The sequence below is a fragment of the Ruegeria sp. YKSF070 genome, assembly GCF_059612725.1.
In genome coordinates, this window is record NZ_JBXWRD010000043.1 from 15,519 (window position 1) to 36,616 (window position 21,098).

A 21,098-nucleotide genomic window follows, 5' to 3' on the forward strand; every position below is an offset into this window, starting at 1 on the left:
TTCCGATACGGAAAACGGCCAGGAAAATTCGCAATTTTCCTGGCCGGAAATCTTTGATTTCCGGTTCAGTTGTTTTCCAGTTTGATCCGCAGATCCCGCAGTACCGGCAGGGCCAGCCGAACGCGCTCGGTACCCAGTTCGCCCACCACATGATCGATCAGCGGCGCAATCATCGAGATTGCCTGATCGCGTGCCTGACGTCCCGCCGGGCTGATCGCCACCATCTTGCGCCGGGCATCGTCCCAGTCCGGGCGGATATGGATATATCCAGCCCATTCCAGCTTGGCGAGCGTATTGGTCATCGCCCCCCTGGTCACGTGAAACGTGCTGGCCAGCTGTGCCGGGGTGCGCTCATCTCCGACAAAGACCAGATGGTTCAGGACCGAAAAATGCGAGATTTCCATACCTTTGGGAAGCACCCGGCTGAGCCGGTTGCGCAACAGTTGGTCTGCAGTCAGGATCTCGCTGAACAGCGAGACCGCCAGGGTGTGGATATCGTCAGCCATCTCGTCACTGGGTCAGGGTCCTTCGAAAGCGCGTATGTGAGTCAAACTTGGGACTCTGCGTCGCGCCTCTGTAACAGATGTATCATCCAGATCGAAGATGTGAATGCCCGGTTCGGTGCCTGCGTCGATCCGCACCTCGCCCCAGGGGGCAACGACAAGGCTGTGACCATGGGTGTGGCGTGGTTTGCCGCGGTTGTGCGGATGGGTGCCGGTCTGGGCCGGGGCAAGAACCCAGCAACCGGTTTCGATCGCCCGTGCCCTGAGCAGCGATTCCCAATGCGCGGCGCCGGTCACTGGCGAAAAGGCTGCCGGAACGGTCAGGATGGTCGCTCCTGCCTGTGCGAGCGCCGCATGCAGATGCGGAAAACGCAGGTCATAACAGATTGTCATCCCCACGGTGCCGAATTCGGTCGGGGCCAGCACGGCCCGGCCACCCGGCCGGTAATTGGCCGATTCGCGAAAGGTTTCGGTTTCGGTCACCTGCACGTCGAACATGTGGATCTTGTCATAGCGGGCCACGATCCCCCCATCCGGCCCGATCATGAATGACCGGTTGGCAAATCGCCCGTCGGCATCGTGTGTCTTGAGCCCGAGAGAGCCGATCAGCAGCCAGATTCCCAGCTCGGCCGCCTGTTCCCTGAGCCCGGCCAGGGTGATGTCGTCCCCTTCGTGCTGCAACACCTCGCGCTGGCGTGTGGTGCTGTTCGAGACGCAATTGGTCACCTCGGGTGTCAGGACCCAGCGGGCGCCCCCCGCCGCGGCCTCGGCGACCATGCCCCGAACCATGTCCAGATTGGCCGCCGGGTCGTCCGACGAGGTGAGTTGCAGCAGCGCGGTTTTCATCCGGAGGCCAGCAGCGGATCGAGCTTGCCGTCCTGTTCCAGCGCATAGAGATCGTCGCAGCCACCCACGTGCTGACCGCCGATAAAGATTTGCGGCACCGTACGGCGCCCGCCCGCGCGCTGGATCATCTCGGGCTTGCGCTTGGGGTTGGTCAGCAAGTTGATTTCGGTAAAGGCGATGCCTTTCTGATCCAGCAGCCGTTTGGCCGCATGGCAGAAACCGCAAAGCGGCGAGGTATAGATTTCGACGGGTTTCATCCGGGTATCCTTCGTTTCGCGCCAATCTAGATCATTTCCGGCGAAAGTGGAGACCGGTTTTTCGACAGGCGCGGGTTTGGTGCTTGCGCAGCTATGCCTCGCGCGTAACCCGCGCCAGTACCAAAACGAAAACTTGATCAGCGCCCGCGTTCAGACAGGCCTGCGCAGATGCCGCCAGGGTCGCGCCCGAGGTCATCACATCGTCGATCAGCAACAGCTTGCGCGCCGCCAGCCTGCGGCGCCGTCGAGGATGGACCGAGATCGCGTTTGCAAGGGTTTCGGCCCTCTGGGTGGAGCTCAGCCCTTCAAGCATCGGCGTGGCGCGATCGCGAACCAAAAGGTCGGGGCAGACCTGCAGACCGGTCTGGCGCCTGACGCTCTGAGCCAAGAGGGCGGACTGGTTATAGCGACGGCGCAGCAGGCGTGACCAATGTAGCGGTACGGGCGCGATCAGCATGTTTGGCCGCAACAGGGGTGCTGCCGCGCGGGCCATCCACAGCCCGCCGGGTCGGGCCAGTTCGGGCCGGTCGCCGTGTTTCAGGGCCAGCACCATGCGCCGGGCCCGCCCGGTATAGAGAAGCGCGGCGCGCCCGTCGGACCATGGGCGCGGGTGGGTCATGCAGTCGTCGCATTCAATCCGGTGCCCGTCGCGGGCGCCGGGCAGGGGGGCGCCGCAACTGTCGCAGACGGTGCCGTCGATAAAGGGCGTGTCGCGCCAGCATTTGCCACACAGCCCGAAATCGGATGTTACCAGATCGCCGCAGCCCAGGCAGCGCGGGGGATAGACCGTTTCGATCGCGGTTTGAATCTGTTGCCACATGGGTTAACTGCGCCTCATGACGACACCCGGTTCCTCTCTGCCCCCCGCGCTGGTCGATAGCGCCGCATTGGCCGCGCGCCGTGCCAGAATGCGGGACACGGCGCTTTTCCTGCACCACGCCGCGCTGGACGAGGTTCAGGATCGCCTGTCTTTGGTTAACAGAACCTTTACGGATATGGCGGTGGTGACCCCGGCACCGTCGCTCTGGGCCGGGCACTTTCCGACGGCCCGGCTTGTGGCCGAGGACGAGACGCTCGATCTGACCCCGCAAAGCTGCGATCTGTTGGTGCATGCCATGGCCTTGCACTGGGCGAACGACCCGGTGGGGCAATTGATCCAGTGTCGGCGCGCGCTGCGGCCCGACGGGCTGTTTCTGGCGATCTGCTTTGGCGGCCAGACCCTGCATCAGTTGCGCGCGGCGTTGGCCGAGGCTGAGACACAGGTGACCGGCGGTATCAGCCCCCGGGTGGCGCCGATGGCCGAGATTCGGGACCTCGGCGCGCTGCTCCAGCGGGCCGGGCTGGCGCTGCCGGTGGCCGACAGCCTGACGCTCACCGCCGAATACCGCGACCTGCCGCACCTGATGCGGGACCTGCGCCAGATGGGAGAGGCCAATGCCCTGTCCGCGCGTCTGCGTCGCCCGACGCGGCTTGCGGTGTTCACGCGGGCCGAGGAAATATATGCCGCCCATTTCGCCACGACCGAAAACCGCCTGCCCGCCACGTTTGAACTGATCTGCCTGACTGGTTGGGCGCCGGATGAAAGTCAGCCCAAACCGCTGCGTCCGGGGTCGGCCAGCGCCCGGTTGGCGGCGGCGCTGGGTACATCGGAAACGCCTTTGTCCGATTGACGGCAGGAGATTTACCGTTATCTCAGACCGAAGCCCGCAGAAATTCAGGAAGCCAGATATGTTCGACGCCACCCGCCCCGCCCACGCGCCCGCTGACCACCCCAAGGTGAAAATGGGTCGCATCGGTGTGTTGCTGGCCAATCTTGGTACGCCCGACGACTATTCCTATTGGCCGATGCGCCGCTATCTGAACGAGTTTCTGTCCGACAAGCGTGTGATCGACTATCCGGCCTGGAAATGGCAACCGATCCTGCAGGGGATCATCCTGACCAAGCGGCCGTTCAGTTCGGGCGCGGCCTATAAATCCATCTGGAATCATGACAAGGGCGAAAGCCCGCTGATGACGATCACCAAGGATCAGACCGCCAAGCTGCGCGCGGCGCTGGCCGAACGGTATGGCGACCGGGTGCTGGTGGATTTCTGCATGCGCTACGGCAATCCCTCGACCAAGTCCAAGGTGCGCCAGATGGTGGCCGAGGGCTGCGACCGTATCCTGTTCTTTCCGCTCTATCCGCAATATGCCGGGGCCACGACCGCGACGGCCAACGACCAGTTCTTTCGCGCACTGATGGACGAGGCCTGGCAACCCGCCGCGCGCACCGTGCCGGCCTATTTCGACGAACCGGTCTATATCGACGCGCTGGCACAATCGATCGAGCGCGCCTATGCGGCGATGGACCGTCGGCCCGACGTTCTGGTCTGCTCGTATCACGGCATGCCCGAGCGCTATCTGATGCAGGGCGACCCGTATCATTGCCAGTGTGTGAAAACCACGCGGCTGCTGCGCGAGCGTCTGGGCTGGGACAAGAGCGAGGTTATATCGACCTTTCAGTCGCGATTCGGCCCCGAAGAATGGCTGAAACCCTATACGGTCGATCACGTGGCAGAACTGGCGCGGCAGGGTAAGCTCAATATCGCCGTGGTTGCACCGGCCTTTTCCTCCGATTGCATCGAGACCTTGGAAGAGATCAACGAAGAGATTCGCGAGAGCTTTGTGCACGCGGGCGGCGAGAGCTTTACCTATATCCCTTGTCTCAACGACGAGGATGCCCATATCGCGGCGCTGGCCAAGGTGGTCGAAAGCAATCTGGGCGGTTGGCTGGACTGACCACCAGGTCGTGCCCTGCGGGGCAACATGTTGAGAGGGCAATAAAAAAGGCGGTGGAGACCACCGCCTTTTTTACAACTGGCGCTAGGCCAATCTATTAGTTGTTGGCTGCAACAGCGGCGCCGACCAGAACCAGCAGGATCAGGGGCAGCAGGATGCCGCTCGACGAGCTCTGGGTCTCTTCGACGATGACCGGTGCTTCGACAACCGGCTCGGCCAGGTTGCCAGCGAAAGCGGTCGATGCGGCAGCGGACAGAGCAGCGGCGAGAACGAGTTTCTTCATGTTAACCTCCAGAATTTGCGCGATTCATCAATTTTTGAACCGCGCACCCAAGACTTACCTCGTGAGTTTTTTCTAATCAGCTATGCGGTTGGAATGCAAACGGTTGTTGCGCGACAAGCTGCTTTGCCTGCCGAAATGTCGTCAAATTAGCAACACCTGCGTGCCAACTTTGGTCAGATCGAACAGCTGGGCGATATGCTCGTTGTAAAGACCGATGCAGCCATTGGATGATCTGCGGCCGATCTTGCGCGTGTCATGGGTTCCATGAATGCGATAGTATTTCCAGCTGAGGTAGAGCGCATGGGTGCCCAGCGGGTTGTCAGGCCCCGGCGGGATGTAATCGGGCCATTCCGGGTTGCGTTTCTTCATCGATGGGGTCGGGGCCCAACTGGGACCGACAACCTTGCGAATCACGCTGGTGCGGCCACGGCGGGTCAGCTCATCGGTAAGCGGAACCGAAGATGGGAACAGCCGATAGACGCTTTGGTCCTCGGACCAGTAATGAAGCGCACGCGACACGGTATCGACCAGAATGGCACCGTTACGGGTGTTCGAGAAATAGGGTTGCCAGTCAAGCGCGCGGAAGCTGGAGATATTCCGACGGACCGGCGGCTCGGGTTCGGGCGCAGGGCGCAGCGGGTCTTCGGAGGTGAATTGTGCCAGCGTGGGCGTGCCGAGCACCGAGGCGGCACCGACAATGAAGCTACGCCGGGTCGAAAGTGAGGTGGGTTTCTTGACCATCAAAAGGACCTTTACGCAGAAATTCACAGGATAGTGTGCATAATATGGCCTTAGGGACGCAGTCGCAAATCAAACCGTACCCATATGTCGCCTGAGATAGAGGCAGGATTTGCATCGCAACCGGTCAAAGGTTATCTGAGAGGCCGACAATAGGATGCGGTGTGACCATGACGCGACTGATTTCCATTCTTCTTGCTTGTTTTCTGGCGCTGGCCGCCTGTACCGATACCGGGGGTCCGACGCAGCTTGGCTCGGACGGCAAACCGTTGCCCAAGGTCTACCGGATTCGCGGCGATGCCTCGAAGTTGCAGTTCAGGATGCTCGATTCGGTCAATGCCCTGCGGCAGGCATCGGGTCTGCTGCCGGTGCAGCTCAATCCTGAACTGAACGCGGCCGCAGCCACCCATGCGCGCGACATGTCGGTGCAGAATCGGCCGTGGCATTTCGGGTCTGACGGGTCGTCACCGATCGACCGTGCCCGCCGTGCCGGCTATCCTGGCGTCTTCTTGGGCGAGGCGATCTCGGAGACGTATGAAACCGAGGTCGAGACGCTGGCGGCCTGGATGGAACAACCCGGCCCGCGCTCCGTCATCCTGGACCCCAAAGCAACCATGATGGGATTTGCGTGGTTCCAGGAAAACAACGGCAAGATCTGGTGGGCCCTGGAAATGGGGGCCTGAACTCCTGACGTGACGTCGCAAGCAAAAAGGGCCCCGAGGGGGCCCTTCTTTCGTGCCGAACACGTCAATCACGCCGCCTGAAGTGGATGTGATTCGGTCAGGATGGCATAGAGTTTGGTCGGATCCGGGTTGGCCCGAAGCTTGGTGCAGACCGACTGCTCGCGCAGGGTGCGCGAGACCAGCGCCAAAGCCTTGAGGTGCTCGACACCGGCGTCCTCGGGTGCAAAAAGCGCAAATGCCAGGTCGACCGGCTGGCGGTCGACGGCACCGAAATCGAGCGGTTTCTCCAGCAGGACGAAGACGCCCGCCACCTGTTCCAGGCCTTTGAGCCGGGCATGTGGCAGCGCGACGCCGTGACCTACACCGGTTGGCCCCAGACTCTCGCGCTCAAGCAGAGCCTCAAGCATTTCCTGAGCGTCCAGCTTTAGGCTCACTTCAGCCAAGTCCGTGATTTCCTGAAATAATCTCTTCTTGCTCGACGCGGCGCCGATGACGCGGACCGCGTTGGGCTTGAGGATGCTCGAAAGCTCCATAAGGTCTTGCTCCTCGCGCGCGCCACCGGCGGTGCCGGGCGCGCGCAGTTCGTGTCTTGCCTATTACGGATCAATCCAGCCGATGTTGCCGTCTTCGCGGCGGTACACGACGTTCAACCCGTCCTTGCTTTCATTCCGAAACACCAGCACCGGGGCGCCAGCCAGTTCCATCTGCATCACGGCCTCGCCAACTGACAGCGATGGAATCTTGGTCTCCATTTCGGCGACGATCATCGGCTGCAGCGAGTCGGGCTCGCTTTGCGCGTCCGGTTCTTCCGAGGCGAGGATATAGGACGAGGCTCCGAAGAGTTCAACCGGCTCGACCCGGTCCTTGTGGTGGTCCTTCAGTCGTCGCTTGTAGCGGCGCAGTTGCTTGTCCATCTTCTCGCAACAGCTGTCGAACGCTGCATAGATCTCGGTTGCGTGGGCCTTGGCCTGGGCAGTCAGGCCGGTCGACAGATGAACGGTGGCTTCGCATACATATTCATGCGCCGAACGGGAAAACACGACATGGGCGTCGGTGGGACGCTGCGCATATTTCGACACCACCTCACCCAGTTCGGTCTGAACGTGGTTTTGCAAGGCCGCACCGATGTCGATCTGTTTTCCGCTGATTTGATAACGCATGTGATCTCCTTCACAAATTTCACCCTTATTGACGCCGCGAAATGCGGCTTGCCTGTTATTTTCGGGTGACGGGAATTGACGCGGCGCCGGGTTGCGGCTGTTTGTTCCCTTCTCTGAAGGGGTGACCAGAAACAGCTTCGATCCGGTGCTTTGCCATAGCCCAATTGAGGCAAGAGACGCGCCCGCTGTCAATGGCAACCGCGCGGGCGCGACATGATTTCCACCAGTCGTTGAGTCTTTGTAAGGATCAGGAGATGCGGAAATTCTCGCCAAGATAGACGCGGCGGACATTCTCGTTCTCCACCACTTCCTCGGGGCTGCCCGACATCAGCACCTGCCCGTCATGCAGGATATAGGCGCGGTCGACGATTTCGAGGGTTTCGCGCACGTTGTGGTCGGTAATCAGAACGCCGATGCCTCGATTCTTGAGGTCAGAGACCAGATGCCGGATATCGCCCACACTGATCGGATCGACCCCGGCAAAGGGTTCGTCCAACAGCAGGTATTTCGGATCGGCGGCTAGACAGCGGGCAATCTCGACCCGGCGGCGTTCGCCGCCAGACAGCGCCAGTGCAGGGGCGCGGCGGAGGTGTTCGATCGAGAAGTCCGACAACAGCTCTTCCAGCCGCTCGCGCCGCTTGTGGGCGTGTTTCTGGGTGATATCGAGCACCGAAAGGATGTTATCTTCGACGCTGAGCCCGCGAAAGATCGACATTTCCTGTGGCAGATAGCCGATCCCCATCCGAGCGCGGCGATACATCGGAAGGGTGGTCACATTCTGTCCGTCGATGATGACTTTTCCCGCCTCGGGAAAGACCAGCCCCGCCACCGAGTAGAAGGTGGTCGTCTTTCCAGATCCGTTCGGTCCCAGCAGTGCCACCACCTCAGATCGGCCAAGCGTCATCGTGACGTCACGGATCACCGTTTTCTTGCGGTAAGACTTCCGTAACTTCTCGATTCTGAGGCCCGAGGAGCCCTCGGTCACGGTCAGCTGGGGTTTGCTCATCAGTCGCCGTCCGAGTTGAGGATGGTTTTCACGCGACCAACCATCTGGGCGGTGCCCGAAGTCAGGTTGACGGTCATCTTTCCTGAACTCAGCGCATTCTTGCCCTGGGTCAGCAGGACATCACCCGTCATCACGATGACACCGGTACCGATGGTGTAATCGGCGCGCTGGGCCTGGGCGGCGTCGGGGCCGCTGACCAGCACAACGTCGCCCGTAGCCTCCAGCCGTTCGATCCCCGAGGCCTGCTGATTGTAGATCACCAGCACCCGTTTGGCCGACAGCCGCATCTCGCCCTGCGAGACCATCACATTGCCCTGAAACTCGGCCGAGCCGTCCTCCTGGCTTACATCAAGGGTGTCGGCGGTCACTTCGACCGGCAGCGTCGGGTCGGCCTTGACGGCCCCAAAAGCAACCTTTGTGCCCTCGGCCTGCGCCGCAACGGCACCCAGGGCCAGGACGAGGCCCAGGATCAATGCACGAATTTCGATCACACGTTATCTTTCCGCAGCTTTCGGGTCATATAGCAGTTTCACGCCATTCTTGAAACGAATATGGACAGGGCCATCCTCGTTTTCAGCCCCCATTTGCATAGAACCTGCTGTAAACTCTCCGATAGGTCCGGTTCCGCGCACGCTGCCAGGGGTTTCACCGGATATTCCGCTCAACCCTGCGTTGAGTTGCTCGGTGGTCACCGTCAGCCCATCCGAGGTGGTTATCACCACGTTGCCGGTAAAGATCGCCAGGTCCTTGTCCATTTGCACGGTGCCCAGATCCGAGGTCAGCCGGATCCGCCTTCCCCCCAGCAAGAGCAGCTCGGCGACAAGGTCGGTAGCCTCGGCGGGCGCGTTATCGCCACCCGGTCGGGCCAGCGTTGCCTGCACCTGGATCTGTTCGCCCTTTGGGGTGACTGCTGAAAAGAACGGGCCTGTGACCTGCTGGCCGCGGGTTCGGTCGGCAATCTCATCCTGGGCAAAGGGAATCGGGCTAACGCTATCCGTCCCGCGCGACGACAGCAGGAACACGGCTGACAGCAGACCTAGTGCAGTTAGGGGCAACAGCACCTTGAGGTATTGGACAACCCGGGAATAGCTGTCGACCGCCATCGCCTAGCCCAGTCCGACGCGCAGACAGTCGTGGATATGCAGCAGGCCGCGCGCGACGCCCGGCTCGGCCGGATCGACCACGAAGAGCGAGGTGATCTTACGCGCGTTCATGATCGCTACCGCTTCCTCGGCCAGCGCATCGGGGGCGATGGTGGTCGGGTTGGCGGTCATCACCTGGGCGGCGGTCTTGTCCAGCAGGCCGGACATGTGGCGGCGCAGGTCGCCATCGGTGACGATACCTGCCAGATGGCCGGCATCATCGGTGACCCCGACCACGCCAAAGCCCTTGCGGCTGATCTCCAGCAGCGCCTCGCTCATCGGGGTGTTGGCAGCGATCAGCGGCACTGCCTCGCCCCCGTGCATCAGATCCGATACCCGGCTGAGCCGCGCGCCCAGCTTGCCGCCGGGATGGAAGACGCGAAAGTTCTCGGGCCGGAAATCGCGATATTTCATCAGCGCGATGGCCAGTGCATCGCCCATGGCCAGCGTCAATGTGGTCGAGATCGACGGCACCATGCCAAAGCCGCAGGCCTCGCCCAGCGCCGGGATCAGCAGATGCACATCCGCCTGCTGCATCAGCGAGCTCTCGGGTTTGCTCGACAGCCCGATCAGCGGGATGGCAAAGCGGCGGGTAAAGGCCAGCAGATTGGCCAGTTCGGGCGCCTCGCCCGAGTTCGAGATGGCCAGAACCACGTCATCCCCGGAGAGCATTCCCAGATCGCCATGGCTCGCCTCGGCCGGGTGCACGAAATAGGCGGGCGTGCCGGTGCTGGCCAGCGTCGCGGCAATCTTGTGGCCGATATGGCCCGATTTGCCGATGCCCGAAACGATCACGCGCCCCTTGGTGCGCAGGATCAGGTCCACGGCCTCGGCAAAATCGTCTCCCAGGCTCTCAGACAGCGCGTCAAGCGCCCGGGCCTCGTCCAGCACTACCTGGCGCGCGGTATCGATGAAAGAACTGCGGTCGGTCATGAGTGGGCAAAGATATCGGTTTCGGGCCAGCCCACAAGGTCGAGCCGGGCCCGTGTAGGCAGGAAATCAAAGCAGGATTGCGCCAGTTCGGCGCGGCCTTCGCGCGCCAGCCGACCATCCAGCGCCTCGCGCAGGCGGTGCAGATAGAGGACATCGGAGGCGGCATAATCCAACTGCGCCTCGCTCAGCGTCTCGGCGCCCCAGTCGCTCATCTGCTGCTGTTTCGAGATATCGACGCCCAGCAACTCCTGGCACAGGTTCTTGAGCCCGTGGCGGTCGGTATAGGTGCGCACCAGGCGGCTGGCGATCTTGGTGCAATAGACCGGTGCGGTCAGGGCGCCAAAGGCGTGATAGAGCGCAGCAATGTCGAAACGGCCGAAATGAAAGAGCTTCAGGACCGCGGGGTTTTCGAGCATCGCGCACAGGTTGGGCGCGGCGGTCTGGCCCTTTTCAACCTGCACGATATGGGCATTTCCGTCGCCGCCCGACATCTGGATCACACAAAGACGGTCGCGATGGGGGTTCAGCCCCATGGTCTCGCAGTCGATGGCCACCACGGGGCCCAGATCCAGCCCGTCGGGCAGGTCGTTCTTGTAGAGGTGATTTGCCACGGAAATGTCCTTTCCACCGTATCGGCCCCGAAATAGGCGCTTTGTGCGCCGAACTCAACTGCGGGGAGGGGGTAGGTCGAATCCGCTGGCTTCAAGGGCGGCTCTTTTGCGGCAGCGGGCCGCAGGTCGTGCGCGGGGAATGAGTTTTTATACCCAGAAAGAAACAGCAGCATTCCCGCTTCTTTCTGGTTCGAAATACTCCCGCCTGAGGCTCCTGCCCTCGCGGCTGGCGCTGAGGTCAGGGAAAGGAGCGTTCAGTAGGGTGCCTGGAGATCGTTCATCGAGACAAAAACCGTCTTCATTTCCGAGAAGTGGTTGATCGCCAGTTTCGAGTTTTCGCGCCCCACGCCCGATTGTTTCGAACCGCCAAAGGGCGCCTCGACCGGGGCCAGATTATAGGTGTTGATATAGCAGGTGCCCGCTTCGAACCCGGCCACCATCCGGTGGGCGCGGGTGATGTCGCGGGTAAAGACGCCCGCGGCGAGGCCGAACTCGGTGGCATTGGCGCGGGCCAGCACCTCTTCCTCGGTGTCGAAGTCGAGAACCGACATGACCGGCCCGAAAATCTCTTCGCGGGCGATGGTCATGTCATCGGTTACATCGGCAAACACGGTGGGCAGCAGGTAGAAACCGTCGCGATCCAGCCGGTTGCCGCCATAAACCAGCCGTGCGCCCTCGGCCTTGCCCTTGTCGACATAACCCAGGACGATGTTCATCTGGGCCTCGCTGACCATCGGCCCGAAATTGGTGGCCGGGTCCATCGGATCGCCGATCACCGCCGTTGCCAGACGCTCGGCCAGGCGGGACAGGAACGCCTCCTTGATGCCCTTCTGCACAAACACGCGGGTCCCGTTCGAGCAGACCTGACCCGAGGAATAGAAGTTGCCCAGAATGGCGCCCGAAACCGCGTTTTCGATATCGGCGTCATCAAACACGACCAGCGGCGACTTGCCGCCCAGTTCCATCGTCACGTGCTTGATGCTTTCGGCGGCGGCGGCATAGACCCGGCGCCCGGTGGGGACCGAACCGGTGAGCGATACCTTGGCGACGCGCGGATCGGTGACCAGAGACGCGCCGACATCGCCATAGCCCTGCACAACGCTATAGATACCCTTGGGCGCCCCGGCCTCGACCAGGATTTCGGCGACCTTGAGGGCGGAAAGAGGGGTGGTTTCCGATGGCTTGAACACCATCGTATTGCCGCAGGCCAGCGCCGGGGCGCCCTTCCAGCAGGCGATCTGGGTGGGATAGTTCCAGGCGCCGATGCCGACGCAGACGCCCAGCGCCTCGCGGACGGTATAGGCGAAATCACCGCCACCCAGCGGGATATGCTCTCCGGTCAGCGACCCGGCCAGCCCGCCGAAATACTCCAGCGCATCGGCCCCCGAGGTGGCATCGGCGACGGTGGTTTCTTGAATGGGTTTGCCGGTGTCATGGGTTTCGATCACCGACAGGTCATGGTTGCGGGCGCGCATGATGTCGGCGGCGCGGCGCAGGATGCGTCCACGTTCGGTTCCGGTCATCGCGGCCCATTGCGCCTGCGCCTGTCGCGCGGCCTCAAGCGCCTGGTCGATGATCGCGGGTGTGGCCGAGTGCAACCGGGCGATCACTTCCCCGGTGGCGGGATAGATCACGTCGATCACGGCGCCTGCCGTGTCCTCGACATAGGCGCCATTGATGAAATGGCTCGCTTCTGGCTGGAACTTCATGATGCGTCCTTTGTGCCGGTGCCGGAGATGTGGGGAGTCGTTGCGGATCTTCTACGAGCATGTTGATTGGCCAGTCAATAAAAAAAGATTCAGGCGAAAGGAGTGATGATAAACAGGCAGAGTTGAAAATGTTCCCCAAATGTTCTATATTGGATCCATAGAACATGGAGGGTGGACGCCATGACTCAGCATTACGACGCCATGCCCCAGATGGGGCCGAGCAACGATTATCATCTGCTGCCGGTGACCGAGAAACAGTTGCGCTTTGCGCGATCGATCGCTGCCCGTGCCTCGCTGGACATCCCAATTGAGGCGCAGCGCGACCGGCGCATGTTGTCGGCCTGGATCTCGGCCCATCGCGCGCCCGAATCCTCTCCCTTCGACCGGTATCCCTCGGGCAAGCAGGTCGCCTATGCCGAGCGGATCGCGCGAGCCAAGCGGCGCGCCGTGCCTTCGGAATGCTTCCACGACAAGGCGGCGATGTCGGCTTGGATCGACCGCAACAAGTGATCGGTGTGATCGGGGTGTTGACTTAACTGACAAATTTAGTCAGATATAAGCAAAGCCAGACCGGCCGGCACGGCCCGTCAAGCCGCGCCTGACAACATCCAAGGATATTCGCCATGAAAACCCGTGTCTTCGCCGCTGCGGCGCTGGCTTTGTCGTGTTCCGTGCCCGCCTGGGCTGCCGACCGAGCCGCCGTTCTGACCACCTATGCCGACATTGCCGAGGCCAAGTATCAAGACAGCCTGATCACTGCCCGCGCGCTTCAGGTTGCGGTCGATGCGCTGATCGCCGATCCCTCGGCCCAGACGCTGGCCGCCGCCAAACAGGCCTGGCTTGCCGCCCGCGATCCTTATCAGCAGACCGAGGTCTATCGCTTCGGAAATGCTATCGTCGATGATTGGGAGGACAAGGTGAATGCCTGGCCGCTGGACGAAGGGCTGATCGACTATGTCGATGCCTCCTACCCCGGGGCGACCGATGAAAACGGCTATGCCGCGCTGAACGTGATCGCGACGCCTGTGTTCGACCTGTCCGGTACGACCATCGACGCCAACCAGATCACGCCCGAGCTGCTATCGGGCACCCTGCACGAGGCGGACGGGGTCGAGGCGAATGTAGCGACCGGTTATCACGCCATCGAGTTCCTGCTCTGGGGGCAGGATCTGAACGGCACGGGTCCGGGCGCGGGCAACCGGCCCTGGACCGACTACGCGCCCGGTGCCGATTGCACTGGTGGCAATTGCGACCGGCGTGGCGCTTATCTGCAGGCGGCGACCGACCTCCTGGTCTCGGACCTGGAATGGATGGCCGCGCAATGGGCGCCGGGCGGCGACGCCCGTACCTCGGTCACGGCGGACGAGACCGTTGGCCTGGTGGCGATACTGACCGGCATGGGCAGCCTCAGCTATGGAGAGCAGGCGGGCGAGCGGATGCGGCTGGGCCTGCTGCTGAACGATCCCGAGGAAGAGCATGACTGTTTTTCGGACAACACGCATAACAGCCACTACTTCGATGGGTTGGGCATCCGGAACGTCTATCTGGGTCGCTATACCCGGGTTGACGGCACGGTGATCTCGGGCCCGTCGCTGTCCGATCTGGTGGCCGATGCCGACCCTGCGCTGGATGCCGAGGTCAAGGACAGGCTTGACACAACGATGGGCGCGCTGGGCGCCATCCGCAGCGCAGCTGAAGACGGATTTGCCTACGACCAGATGCTGGCGCGCGGCAATGCCGAGGGCGAGGCGCTGATCATGGCGGGCGTCGACGGGCTGATCGAACAGGCCCGTTCGTTCCAGCGTCTGTTCCCGGTGCTGGGTCTTGACGATATCGCCTTCGAAGGCTCGGAGTCGCTCGACAACCCCGGCGCTGTGTTTCACTAACCCCATCCCCGGCACAGCCAGCGACACATGCCCGCCAAGCTGCTCATCCAAGAAAGTAGCATCATGACTTACAGACATCTTGCGGCGCTGGCCGGCGCCGCCGCTCTTTTTGCGGGCGTTACGCGGGCACAAGAGGCGCCTGGCTTCACCTGGGAAGGCGCGCTGGAGCTGGAATACGCCCGCACCTTCAAATCGGACACGGCGGGTAATGAATTCGGTGCCGCCACCGGTACGCTGGACCTGTCGGGGGCCTATCGGTTCAACGACACTGTCAGCGTCTTTGCCGCCCTGATCGGCGAGAGCCTGAATGACCCCACCCCGGGCGACCGGAACTTCACCGACTGGGGCCTCTATATCAAGGAACTGGGGCTGCAGATCGAGACCGGTTCGGCCAGTTTCCAGCTGGGCAAGGTCTCGCCTGTTTTCGGCATCGGCTGGGATCAGACGGCGGGATTCTTCGCCGCCGATCTGGCCGAGGATTACGAGCTGACCGAGCAGCTGGGCGCGCTGGTCGCGGTCGATCTGGGCGCAGTGGGGATGTTGCACGCAGGCCTTTTCTATGCCGATGACACCGCGCTGAGCCGATCGGCCGGGTTCCGCCGGGCGCGCAACAGCACTGCGTCGGGCGGTGCGGGCAATACCGGGCGGCTCGACAATGGCGCGCTCACCTGGATCAAGTCCCTTGGCGAGACCGAATTGCGACTGGGTGTGCGCCACCTCAGCCGGGGCGCTGGTGATGTGAAATCCGAAAACGGGGTGGTGGCCAGTGTATTTCATTCGTTTCATAACATGCCGCTCGACCTGTTTGCCGAGGTCGCCAGTTTCAGCGGCTACGGCGGCACCGCCGACGACGCAACCTATGCCACGCTCAACGCCGCCTATGCGCTGGGCGACGTGACCCTGTCGGGCACCTATTCCCGGCGTGACATCGACAGCACCGGGTTGACCGAACTATTCTCGGTCGGAGCTGAATACGAGTTTGGCGAGCGCTACCTTGTCGGCGCGGCGTTGGCGCGAATGGAAGAGGCAGGCGCTGTGGATCACGTGTTTGGTGTCAATTGCGAGATCGCATTGGGCGAATGAGCGGCGGGGGGCCTCATATCCTCCGGGTGCGACGGGTGGTCTCTGCCTGTTGTCGGGGGCCCCTTGTCCCGTTGCTGGCGCTATCTGCCTTGGGCCTCGGCGCAGAGGCCCAGCCGCGCAGCACAGATGAACGCGAGAGGATCGCTACCGTAACGGCCCCGGCAACGGGGTTCACAGCGGCGGAACCCTTTGAGCAGTTGCCCGGTGGCGCCGCCACGGTTTCGGGCGATTTGGGGCGCGATGCCTTCTCGCGCCCTTCCGCCAATATGGGCTTTGAGCGGGAACTGGATTTCCACCTGGGTCAGGCCCTGTTCGACAAGCTCTGGGTGGCGTCACCCTCCTCGACCAAGGCATCCGACGGGCTGGGGCCGCTCTACAATGCGCGCAGTTGTCAGGCCTGCCATATCCGCGACGGGCGCGGCCAGCCCAAGGGCGGACCGGGGCTGGTGCTGCGGGTCGGCAGGGTCCTTGGTGACGCGGTGCTGCCCGATCCGCTGTTCGGATTACAGATTCAGGACAGCGCCGTGCCCGGCCTGCGGCCCGAAGCGCGGATCGCGGTGAGCTATACCGAGACCGAGGTCTCCCTGAACGGGGGCGAGGTGGCGGTTCTGCGCAAGCCCCGATACCGGCTGGACGCGACGCAGGGCGCGCTACATGCTGAAAGCGTGCTCAGCCCCCGGGTGGCGCCACAGATGATTGGGCTGGGTCTGCTTGAAGCGATCCCCAAAGAGGAGATACTCGCCCATGCCGATCCGGACGACCGGGATGGCGACGGCATATCGGGGCGACCCAACCGGGTAGCTGATCTGGAGACAGGGCAGAAGGCGCTGGGCCGGTTCGGTTGGAAGGCGGGCGCGGCCTCGGTTCTTGACCAGACGGCAGCGGCCTTTGCCTCGGATATCGGTATCTCTTCGCCACTGCTGCCCGCGCCTTGGGGCGACTGTACCGGATCGCAAATGGAATGCCGGAATGCTCCTCATGGCAATGGCAATCCGCGCGGCGCCGAGATCGACGGCCCGGCGCTGGCGCTGACTGCGTTCTACAGCCGCAACCTTGCGGTGCCGGCGCGGCGGGATGTGGATGACCCTGAGGTGTTGCGGGGCAAGCGGGTGTTCTACAGCATCGGCTGCCCGGCCTGCCATGTGCCCAAACACGTGACCGCCCGATTGACGGATCAACCAGAGCAGAGCCTTCAGCTGATCTGGCCCTATACCGACCTGTTGCTGCATGACATGGGCGAGGGGCTGGCCGACCGGCTGCCGCAAGGCGTGGCAAGCGGGCGCGAATGGCGCACCGCTCCGCTTTGGGGGATTGGCCTGACCGAACAGGTCAGCGGAGAGGCGCGTTTCCTGCATGACGGGCGGGCGCGCACATTGCTTGAAGCGGTGCTCTGGCACGGGGGCGAGGCTGCGGCGCAGCGCGACCGGGTGATCGCCCTGATGCCCGAGGACCGCGCCGCCCTGATCCGGTTTCTGGAGAGTCTCTGACATGAAGCACCTTGTTGCCCTGATCCTATGCCTTGTCGCCGCAACGGCATCCGCCGACCCGGTCGGTCGGGTGCTCGACACTCTTGTGTTACCGGGGTTCGCGCGGCTGGTAGAGGAGACAACGTCGCTGGCCGCTGCCGCCGAGGTCGGGTGCGACGAGAGCGACCCTGATTTGCGCGCGGCGCTCAACGGGGCGCTTCGCGCCTGGGCCGGGGTCAGTCACTTACGTTTTGGCCCGACCGAGGCGGAAAACCGCGCCTTTGCGCTAGCCTTCTGGCCCGACAGCCGGGGCATGACGCCGAAGGCGCTTGCCGGGCTGATCGCGGCAGAGGATCCGGTGGTGCAGGATGCACAGGCGTTTGCCCAGGTCTCGGTCGCTGCGCGCGGGCTCTATGCGCTTGAGTTCCTGCTCTATGACGAGGGTCTGCCCGGCAGCGAGGCCTATCGCTGTGCCCTGATCCGCGCCATCGCGCGCGACACTGCGGGGCTGGCACAGGCAATGGCGGCGGACTGGGGTGACCGCTATGCGGCGCTGATGCGCGCACCGGGGCCGGACAGCCCCTATCGCAGTCGCGACGAGGCGATGCAGGAGCTGTTCAAGGCGCTGGGCACCGGCTTGCAGATGACCGCCGACCTGCGTCTGGGCCGGCCCTTGGGCAGTTTTGACAGGCCGCGCCCGAACCGGGCCGAGGCCTGGCGCGCGGGTCTTTCCCTGTCGCTGGTGATCGAGGCATTGCACTCGCAGCGCCAGCTGGCCCTGCTGCTGGCCGAAGGGGATGCCGCGCTGCAAGAGCGGCTTGGCGCAACCTTTGACCGTGCATTGGCCAGCGCGGCGGCATTGGACGATCCGTCATTGACCGGTGTCGCCACCCCGGTCGGGCGGCTCCGGGTCGAGGCGCTGCAACAACGGGTCAACGAGATCCGGCAGGTGGTGGCGCAGGACCTGGGGCCGAAACTTGGGGTTTCAGCGGGATTCAATGCATTGGACGGGGATTGAGCGATGACCACACGACGCGGATTTCTGGCTGGATTGGCGGCGGCGGGGCTGACCCCGCGCGCCGGTTGGGCCGATGCGGGCGCGCCCGCTTTCCTGAGCGCCGGGCGCGCCGCGGATGGTGCCTACAACCTCTATGGTCTGGATAGGCGCGGCAGGCCGGTTTTCCACCTGCCGATCCCAGACCGAGGCCATGCCGCCGCCGCCCATCCCGAACGGGCCGAGGCGGTGGCCTTTGCGCGCCGACCGGGCCGGTTCGCGCTGGTGCTGAACTGTGTGAGCGGGGCGGAAATCGCCCGGCTGAGCGCACCTGAAGGGCGGCATTTCTTCGGGCATGGCGCATTTGATGCCGAGGGCCGGATCCTGTTCACCACCGAAAATGATTACGAGGCCGGGCAGGGCAGGATCGGTCTGTGGGACGTAAGTGCGGGCTATCGGCGGATCGGTGAGTTTGGTTCAGGCGGGGTCGGCCCGCATGACATCCGCCTGATGCCGGACGGGCAGACGCTGGTGGTGGCCAATGGCGGGGTCGAGACCCACCCCGACACTGGCCGGGTCAAGCTGAACCTGCCGGTGATGCAGCCCAACCTGAGTTACCTTTCGCTGACGGGCGAGGTGCTTGAGGTGGTGCAGATGCCACCCGAGCACCGCATGAACTCGATCCGTCATCTTGACTTGCGCGCCGATGGGCTGGTGGCCTTTGCCATGCAGTGGCAAGGCGAGGCGAGCGATTTGCGCCCGGTTCTGGGCCTGCACCGGCGCGGCTCACCGCCGATTGCGGTGACAGGGTCCGAGGCAGAGATGCGCGCCATGAACGGCTATGGCGGTAGCGTCATCTTCTACGACGGGGGCAGGCGCGTCGCGGTATCTTCCCCCCGGGGCGGGCTGGTGCAGCTGAGCCATGTCGCGGCGGGCCGGATCGCCGGCGGTGTAGCGATCACCGATGTCTGCGGGCTGGGCGTGACCGGCGGCGCGCTGGTCGCCTCGTCGGGCAGCGGTGTCTTCACCCGCGTCGGCGGTGAGGTCACCAGCCGGTCCGCGATTGCCTGGGACAATCACCTGGTGGCGGTCAACGCAGGATGAGGCCGCGCTATTCTTTGGAATTCCTTTCGTGCGAGGCGACAGCCACGGCCGCCGACACAAACAGGCCGAGCAGAATGTAACCGGTCACAGCCTCGGCTACAGCCAGGCCGCGGCACGTCCCGACAGGTTGCAGATCGCCGTAGCCGACCGTGGTAAACGTGACATACGAGAAATACAGCAGTTCCGAGGGACGCTGCGCTCCGATGATGCAATTGTCCGAATACCCGAAGGACGCATAGACAGCAGCATAGAGGAAAGGCACGGACTGGATGAAGGATATGCCCATCAGCACGACCTGATGCTTGGGCTGACCGATCCGCACGACATAGGTCCAAAGCTGCATCAGCAGCCACGCCGCCAGAACGATCGTGGAAATGGTACCCAAGGTCCCGCCTGCGACCCCTTCGTCTACCTGTGACAGGATACGGAAGGCCAAGCTGCTGACGATGACCATTCCGGATGCGGCGATCATGGTGCCGCGCCACTCGTGCGTCAGGGAGTGCGGTTTGGTCATGTGCTGTTCCTCGAATTCCGGCTTCGATCATCTCTTGCCGGACGAGTTCAAGCAAGCATTCAGAGGCTCAGTGCGAGGCCAGATGCTCCTCGCCCCGGGCACGGGCCAGGGCGATCTGTTTCTGCCGTTCGCGGAACCGCATCTTGTCAGCCTCCGAGGTCTCGTCGATGCACAGGTGGCAACTGACCCCATGCTCGTATTCCGGGCGATTGCGATCCTCGGGCAGGATCGGGCGGCGGCAGCCATGGCACAGCTCGTGCGGCCCCTCGACAAGCCCATGCCCGACCGAGACGCGGTTGTCGAAGACGAAACATTCACCCTGCCAGGTGCTGTTGTCGGCGGGTATCTCTTCGAGATAGCGCAGGATGCCGCCCTTGAGGTGATAGACATCCTCGACCCCCTGACCCAGCAGGTAATTGGTCGATTTCTCGCAGCGGATGCCGCCGGTGCAGAACATCGCCACCCGCTTGTTGTGGAACCGCTCCTTGTTGGCTTCCCACCAGGCGGGAAAGTCGCGAAAGCTTTCGGTCATCGGGTCGATGGCGCCTTCGAAGGTGCCGATGGCGACCTCGTAATCGTTGCGGGTGTCGATCAGCACCACATCGTCCGAGCGGATCAGGTCGTTCCAATCCTCAGGCTCGACATAATGGCCGACGCGGGCGCGCGGATCGACATCCGGCTGGCCCATGGTGACGATCTCTTGCTTCAGCCGCACCTTCATCTTGCCAAAGGGCGGGTGGTCGCTGGTCGCCTCTTTCCACTCCAGATCGGCGGAACCCGGCAAGGCGCGGATATGGGCCAGCACCGCGTCGATCCCGGCGCGCGGCCCGGCGATGGTGCCGTTGATCCCCTCTTTGGCCAGCAGCAGCGTGCCCTTGACCCCTTGCGCCAGACACAGGTCCAGCAGGGCGGGTTTCAGGGTGGCCGGGTCGGCGAACCGGGTGAAGTGGTAGAGTGCGGCGATCGTGTACATGCCCGCGCCATACGCCGCGCCGCGCGTGATTTCAAGAGGCGCGGCAATGGGCGAAACATGCGTTTTCGATGTTGTTTTACTGGTGTTCGCTGGCCAGCGCGAGGCCGTGAACCACGGCGGTGAACACCTCGGAACCCTGTTGCCGGGCGCCAGGCAGGACGCGCCCCAGCGCCGCGCGGATCACCCCCATCAGGCTGGAGCCGCCGACAAACACGACCTGATCGACGCTGTCCGGTGCGACACCCGCGTCGTGTACCGTCTGCATCGCGCAAGTGGCGATTTCATCGGCGAAGCCGGTGAGCGCCACCTGCATCGCGGCGCTTCCCAGATCGGCCCACAGCCCACGTTCGACGATATCCAGCGCGATGCGGCCCACCTCGGCCTCGTTGGCGGCAATCTTACCGGCCTCGACCGCATAGGCCACGTCAT

At 63.2% G+C, this 21,098-nt stretch carries 25 protein-coding genes and 1 pseudogene; 9 read left to right on the forward strand and 17 right to left on the reverse strand.

The window, feature by feature from the left end; translation table 11 throughout:
* Window positions 1–65: 65 nt before the first annotated feature.
* The 4 genes from AC2FL1_RS18105 to AC2FL1_RS18120 form a co-directional block, all read right to left on the reverse strand.
* Entirely contained in the window at window positions 66–506 is a 441-nt protein-coding gene (locus AC2FL1_RS18105; protein ID WP_234145293.1) for a MarR family winged helix-turn-helix transcriptional regulator, read from the reverse strand.
* A gap of 12 nt (window positions 507–518) precedes the next feature.
* Window positions 519–1,349 (reverse strand): carbon-nitrogen hydrolase family protein, encoded by an 831-nt coding sequence (locus AC2FL1_RS18110; protein ID WP_496827325.1) that lies wholly within the window; start codon window positions 1,347–1,349, stop codon window positions 519–521.
* Window positions 1,346–1,606 carry a glutaredoxin 3 gene (gene grxC / locus AC2FL1_RS18115; RefSeq protein WP_496877852.1) on the reverse strand — a complete coding sequence of 87 codons (261 nt, stop codon included), beginning with the start codon at window positions 1,604–1,606 and terminating at the stop codon, window positions 1,346–1,348. The genes AC2FL1_RS18110 and grxC overlap by 4 nt, the downstream gene beginning before the upstream one ends.
* A gap of 91 nt (window positions 1,607–1,697) precedes the next feature.
* A complete protein-coding gene (locus AC2FL1_RS18120; protein ID WP_496877853.1) occupies window positions 1,698–2,426 on the reverse strand; it encodes a double zinc ribbon domain-containing protein in 729 nt (242 codons plus the stop codon).
* 16 nt (window positions 2,427–2,442) lie between these two features.
* Between AC2FL1_RS18120 and AC2FL1_RS18125 the strand changes: the two genes are divergently transcribed.
* Window positions 2,443–3,276, forward strand: coding sequence for a class I SAM-dependent methyltransferase (locus AC2FL1_RS18125; RefSeq protein ID WP_496877854.1), 834 nt, complete (start codon window positions 2,443–2,445; stop codon window positions 3,274–3,276).
* 58 nt (window positions 3,277–3,334) lie between these two features.
* The gene (gene hemH, locus AC2FL1_RS18130; RefSeq protein ID WP_496827333.1) at window positions 3,335–4,384 is read left to right on the forward strand and encodes a ferrochelatase; all 1,050 of its coding nucleotides are present in this window, start codon (window positions 3,335–3,337) and stop codon (window positions 4,382–4,384) included.
* Window positions 4,385–4,481: 97 nt separating this feature from the next.
* Here the strand turns inward: hemH and AC2FL1_RS18135 are convergent, their stop codons facing one another.
* On the reverse strand, window positions 4,482–4,667 hold the full coding sequence (locus AC2FL1_RS18135; RefSeq protein WP_234139223.1) for a hypothetical protein: 186 nt from the start codon (window positions 4,665–4,667) through the stop codon (window positions 4,482–4,484).
* Between the two features lie 141 nt (window positions 4,668–4,808).
* Entirely contained in the window at window positions 4,809–5,408 is a 600-nt protein-coding gene (locus AC2FL1_RS18140; RefSeq protein WP_496827335.1) for a L,D-transpeptidase, read from the reverse strand.
* A gap of 167 nt (window positions 5,409–5,575) precedes the next feature.
* On the opposite strand from AC2FL1_RS18140, the gene dalA reads away from it, so the two are divergent.
* A complete protein-coding gene (gene dalA, locus AC2FL1_RS18145) occupies window positions 5,576–6,088 on the forward strand; it encodes a divisome-associated lipoprotein DalA (protein ID WP_496827337.1) in 513 nt (170 codons plus the stop codon).
* Window positions 6,089–6,156: 68 nt separating this feature from the next.
* Here dalA and ptsN read toward each other — a convergent pair whose 3' ends face one another.
* The 8 genes from ptsN to betB all read right to left on the reverse strand — a co-directional run bounded on the left by ptsN (window position 6,157) and on the right by betB (window position 12,649).
* A complete protein-coding gene (gene ptsN, locus AC2FL1_RS18150; RefSeq protein ID WP_234145286.1) occupies window positions 6,157–6,621 on the reverse strand; it encodes a PTS IIA-like nitrogen regulatory protein PtsN in 465 nt (154 codons plus the stop codon).
* Window positions 6,622–6,684: 63 nt separating this feature from the next.
* The gene (gene hpf / locus AC2FL1_RS18155) at window positions 6,685–7,248 is read right to left on the reverse strand and encodes a ribosome hibernation-promoting factor, HPF/YfiA family (RefSeq protein ID WP_496827487.1); all 564 of its coding nucleotides are present in this window, start codon (window positions 7,246–7,248) and stop codon (window positions 6,685–6,687) included.
* A 247-nt stretch (window positions 7,249–7,495) separates the two neighbouring features.
* Complete coding sequence (gene lptB, locus AC2FL1_RS18160) at window positions 7,496–8,254, reverse strand: LPS export ABC transporter ATP-binding protein (protein ID WP_496827339.1); 759 nt, start codon at window positions 8,252–8,254, stop codon at window positions 7,496–7,498.
* A complete protein-coding gene (locus AC2FL1_RS18165) occupies window positions 8,254–8,745 on the reverse strand; it encodes an LptA/OstA family protein (protein ID WP_496827341.1) in 492 nt (163 codons plus the stop codon). The genes lptB and AC2FL1_RS18165 overlap by 1 nt, the downstream gene beginning before the upstream one ends.
* Window positions 8,746–8,748: 3 nt before the next feature.
* Window positions 8,749–9,357, reverse strand: coding sequence for a hypothetical protein (locus tag AC2FL1_RS18170; RefSeq protein WP_496877855.1), 609 nt, complete (start codon window positions 9,355–9,357; stop codon window positions 8,749–8,751).
* A gap of 3 nt (window positions 9,358–9,360) precedes the next feature.
* Window positions 9,361–10,329 (reverse strand): KpsF/GutQ family sugar-phosphate isomerase, encoded by a 969-nt coding sequence (locus tag AC2FL1_RS18175; RefSeq protein ID WP_496877856.1) that lies wholly within the window; start codon window positions 10,327–10,329, stop codon window positions 9,361–9,363.
* Window positions 10,326–10,940, reverse strand: a complete 615-nt coding sequence (locus AC2FL1_RS18180) for a ribonuclease D (RefSeq protein WP_496877857.1) — start codon at window positions 10,938–10,940, stop codon at window positions 10,326–10,328. Before AC2FL1_RS18180 ends, AC2FL1_RS18175 begins: the two co-directional genes overlap by 4 nt.
* Before the next feature lie 254 nt (window positions 10,941–11,194).
* The gene (betB, locus tag AC2FL1_RS18185) at window positions 11,195–12,649 is read right to left on the reverse strand and encodes a betaine-aldehyde dehydrogenase (protein WP_496877858.1); all 1,455 of its coding nucleotides are present in this window, start codon (window positions 12,647–12,649) and stop codon (window positions 11,195–11,197) included.
* Between the two features lie 180 nt (window positions 12,650–12,829).
* On the opposite strand from betB, the gene AC2FL1_RS18190 reads away from it, so the two are divergent.
* The 6 genes from AC2FL1_RS18190 to AC2FL1_RS18215 all read left to right on the forward strand — a co-directional run bounded on the left by AC2FL1_RS18190 (window position 12,830) and on the right by AC2FL1_RS18215 (window position 19,182).
* Window positions 12,830–13,159 carry a hypothetical protein gene (locus AC2FL1_RS18190; RefSeq protein ID WP_044027756.1) on the forward strand — a complete coding sequence of 110 codons (330 nt, stop codon included), beginning with the start codon at window positions 12,830–12,832 and terminating at the stop codon, window positions 13,157–13,159.
* Window positions 13,160–13,272: 113 nt separating this feature from the next.
* Window positions 13,273–14,535 (forward strand): imelysin family protein, encoded by a 1,263-nt coding sequence (locus AC2FL1_RS18195; RefSeq protein ID WP_496877859.1) that lies wholly within the window; start codon window positions 13,273–13,275, stop codon window positions 14,533–14,535.
* 63 nt (window positions 14,536–14,598) lie between these two features.
* Entirely contained in the window at window positions 14,599–15,618 is a 1,020-nt protein-coding gene (locus AC2FL1_RS18200) for a hypothetical protein (protein ID WP_496877860.1), read from the forward strand.
* The gene (locus tag AC2FL1_RS18205; RefSeq protein ID WP_496877861.1) at window positions 15,615–17,105 is read left to right on the forward strand and encodes a di-heme oxidoreductase family protein; all 1,491 of its coding nucleotides are present in this window, start codon (window positions 15,615–15,617) and stop codon (window positions 17,103–17,105) included. The genes AC2FL1_RS18200 and AC2FL1_RS18205 overlap by 4 nt, the downstream gene beginning before the upstream one ends.
* Before the next feature lies 1 nt (window position 17,106).
* Window positions 17,107–18,102 (forward strand): imelysin family protein, encoded by a 996-nt coding sequence (locus AC2FL1_RS18210; protein ID WP_496877862.1) that lies wholly within the window; start codon window positions 17,107–17,109, stop codon window positions 18,100–18,102.
* Between the two features lie 3 nt (window positions 18,103–18,105).
* A complete protein-coding gene (locus tag AC2FL1_RS18215; RefSeq protein ID WP_496877863.1) occupies window positions 18,106–19,182 on the forward strand; it encodes a DUF1513 domain-containing protein in 1,077 nt (358 codons plus the stop codon).
* Window positions 19,183–19,189: 7 nt separating this feature from the next.
* Here AC2FL1_RS18215 and AC2FL1_RS18220 read toward each other — a convergent pair whose 3' ends face one another.
* The 3 genes and pseudogenes from AC2FL1_RS18220 to AC2FL1_RS18230 all read right to left on the reverse strand — a co-directional run.
* Window positions 19,190–19,696 (reverse strand): potassium channel family protein, encoded by a 507-nt coding sequence (locus tag AC2FL1_RS18220; protein ID WP_496877864.1) that lies wholly within the window; start codon window positions 19,694–19,696, stop codon window positions 19,190–19,192.
* A 67-nt stretch (window positions 19,697–19,763) separates the two neighbouring features.
* Window positions 19,764–20,669 carry an oxygen-dependent tRNA uridine(34) hydroxylase TrhO gene (trhO, locus tag AC2FL1_RS18225; RefSeq protein ID WP_496877865.1) on the reverse strand — a complete coding sequence of 302 codons (906 nt, stop codon included), beginning with the start codon at window positions 20,667–20,669 and terminating at the stop codon, window positions 19,764–19,766.
* 76 nt (window positions 20,670–20,745) lie between these two features.
* Window positions 20,746–21,098 (reverse strand): annotated as a pseudogene (locus tag AC2FL1_RS18230) (Hsp70 family protein); the annotation flags it as partial.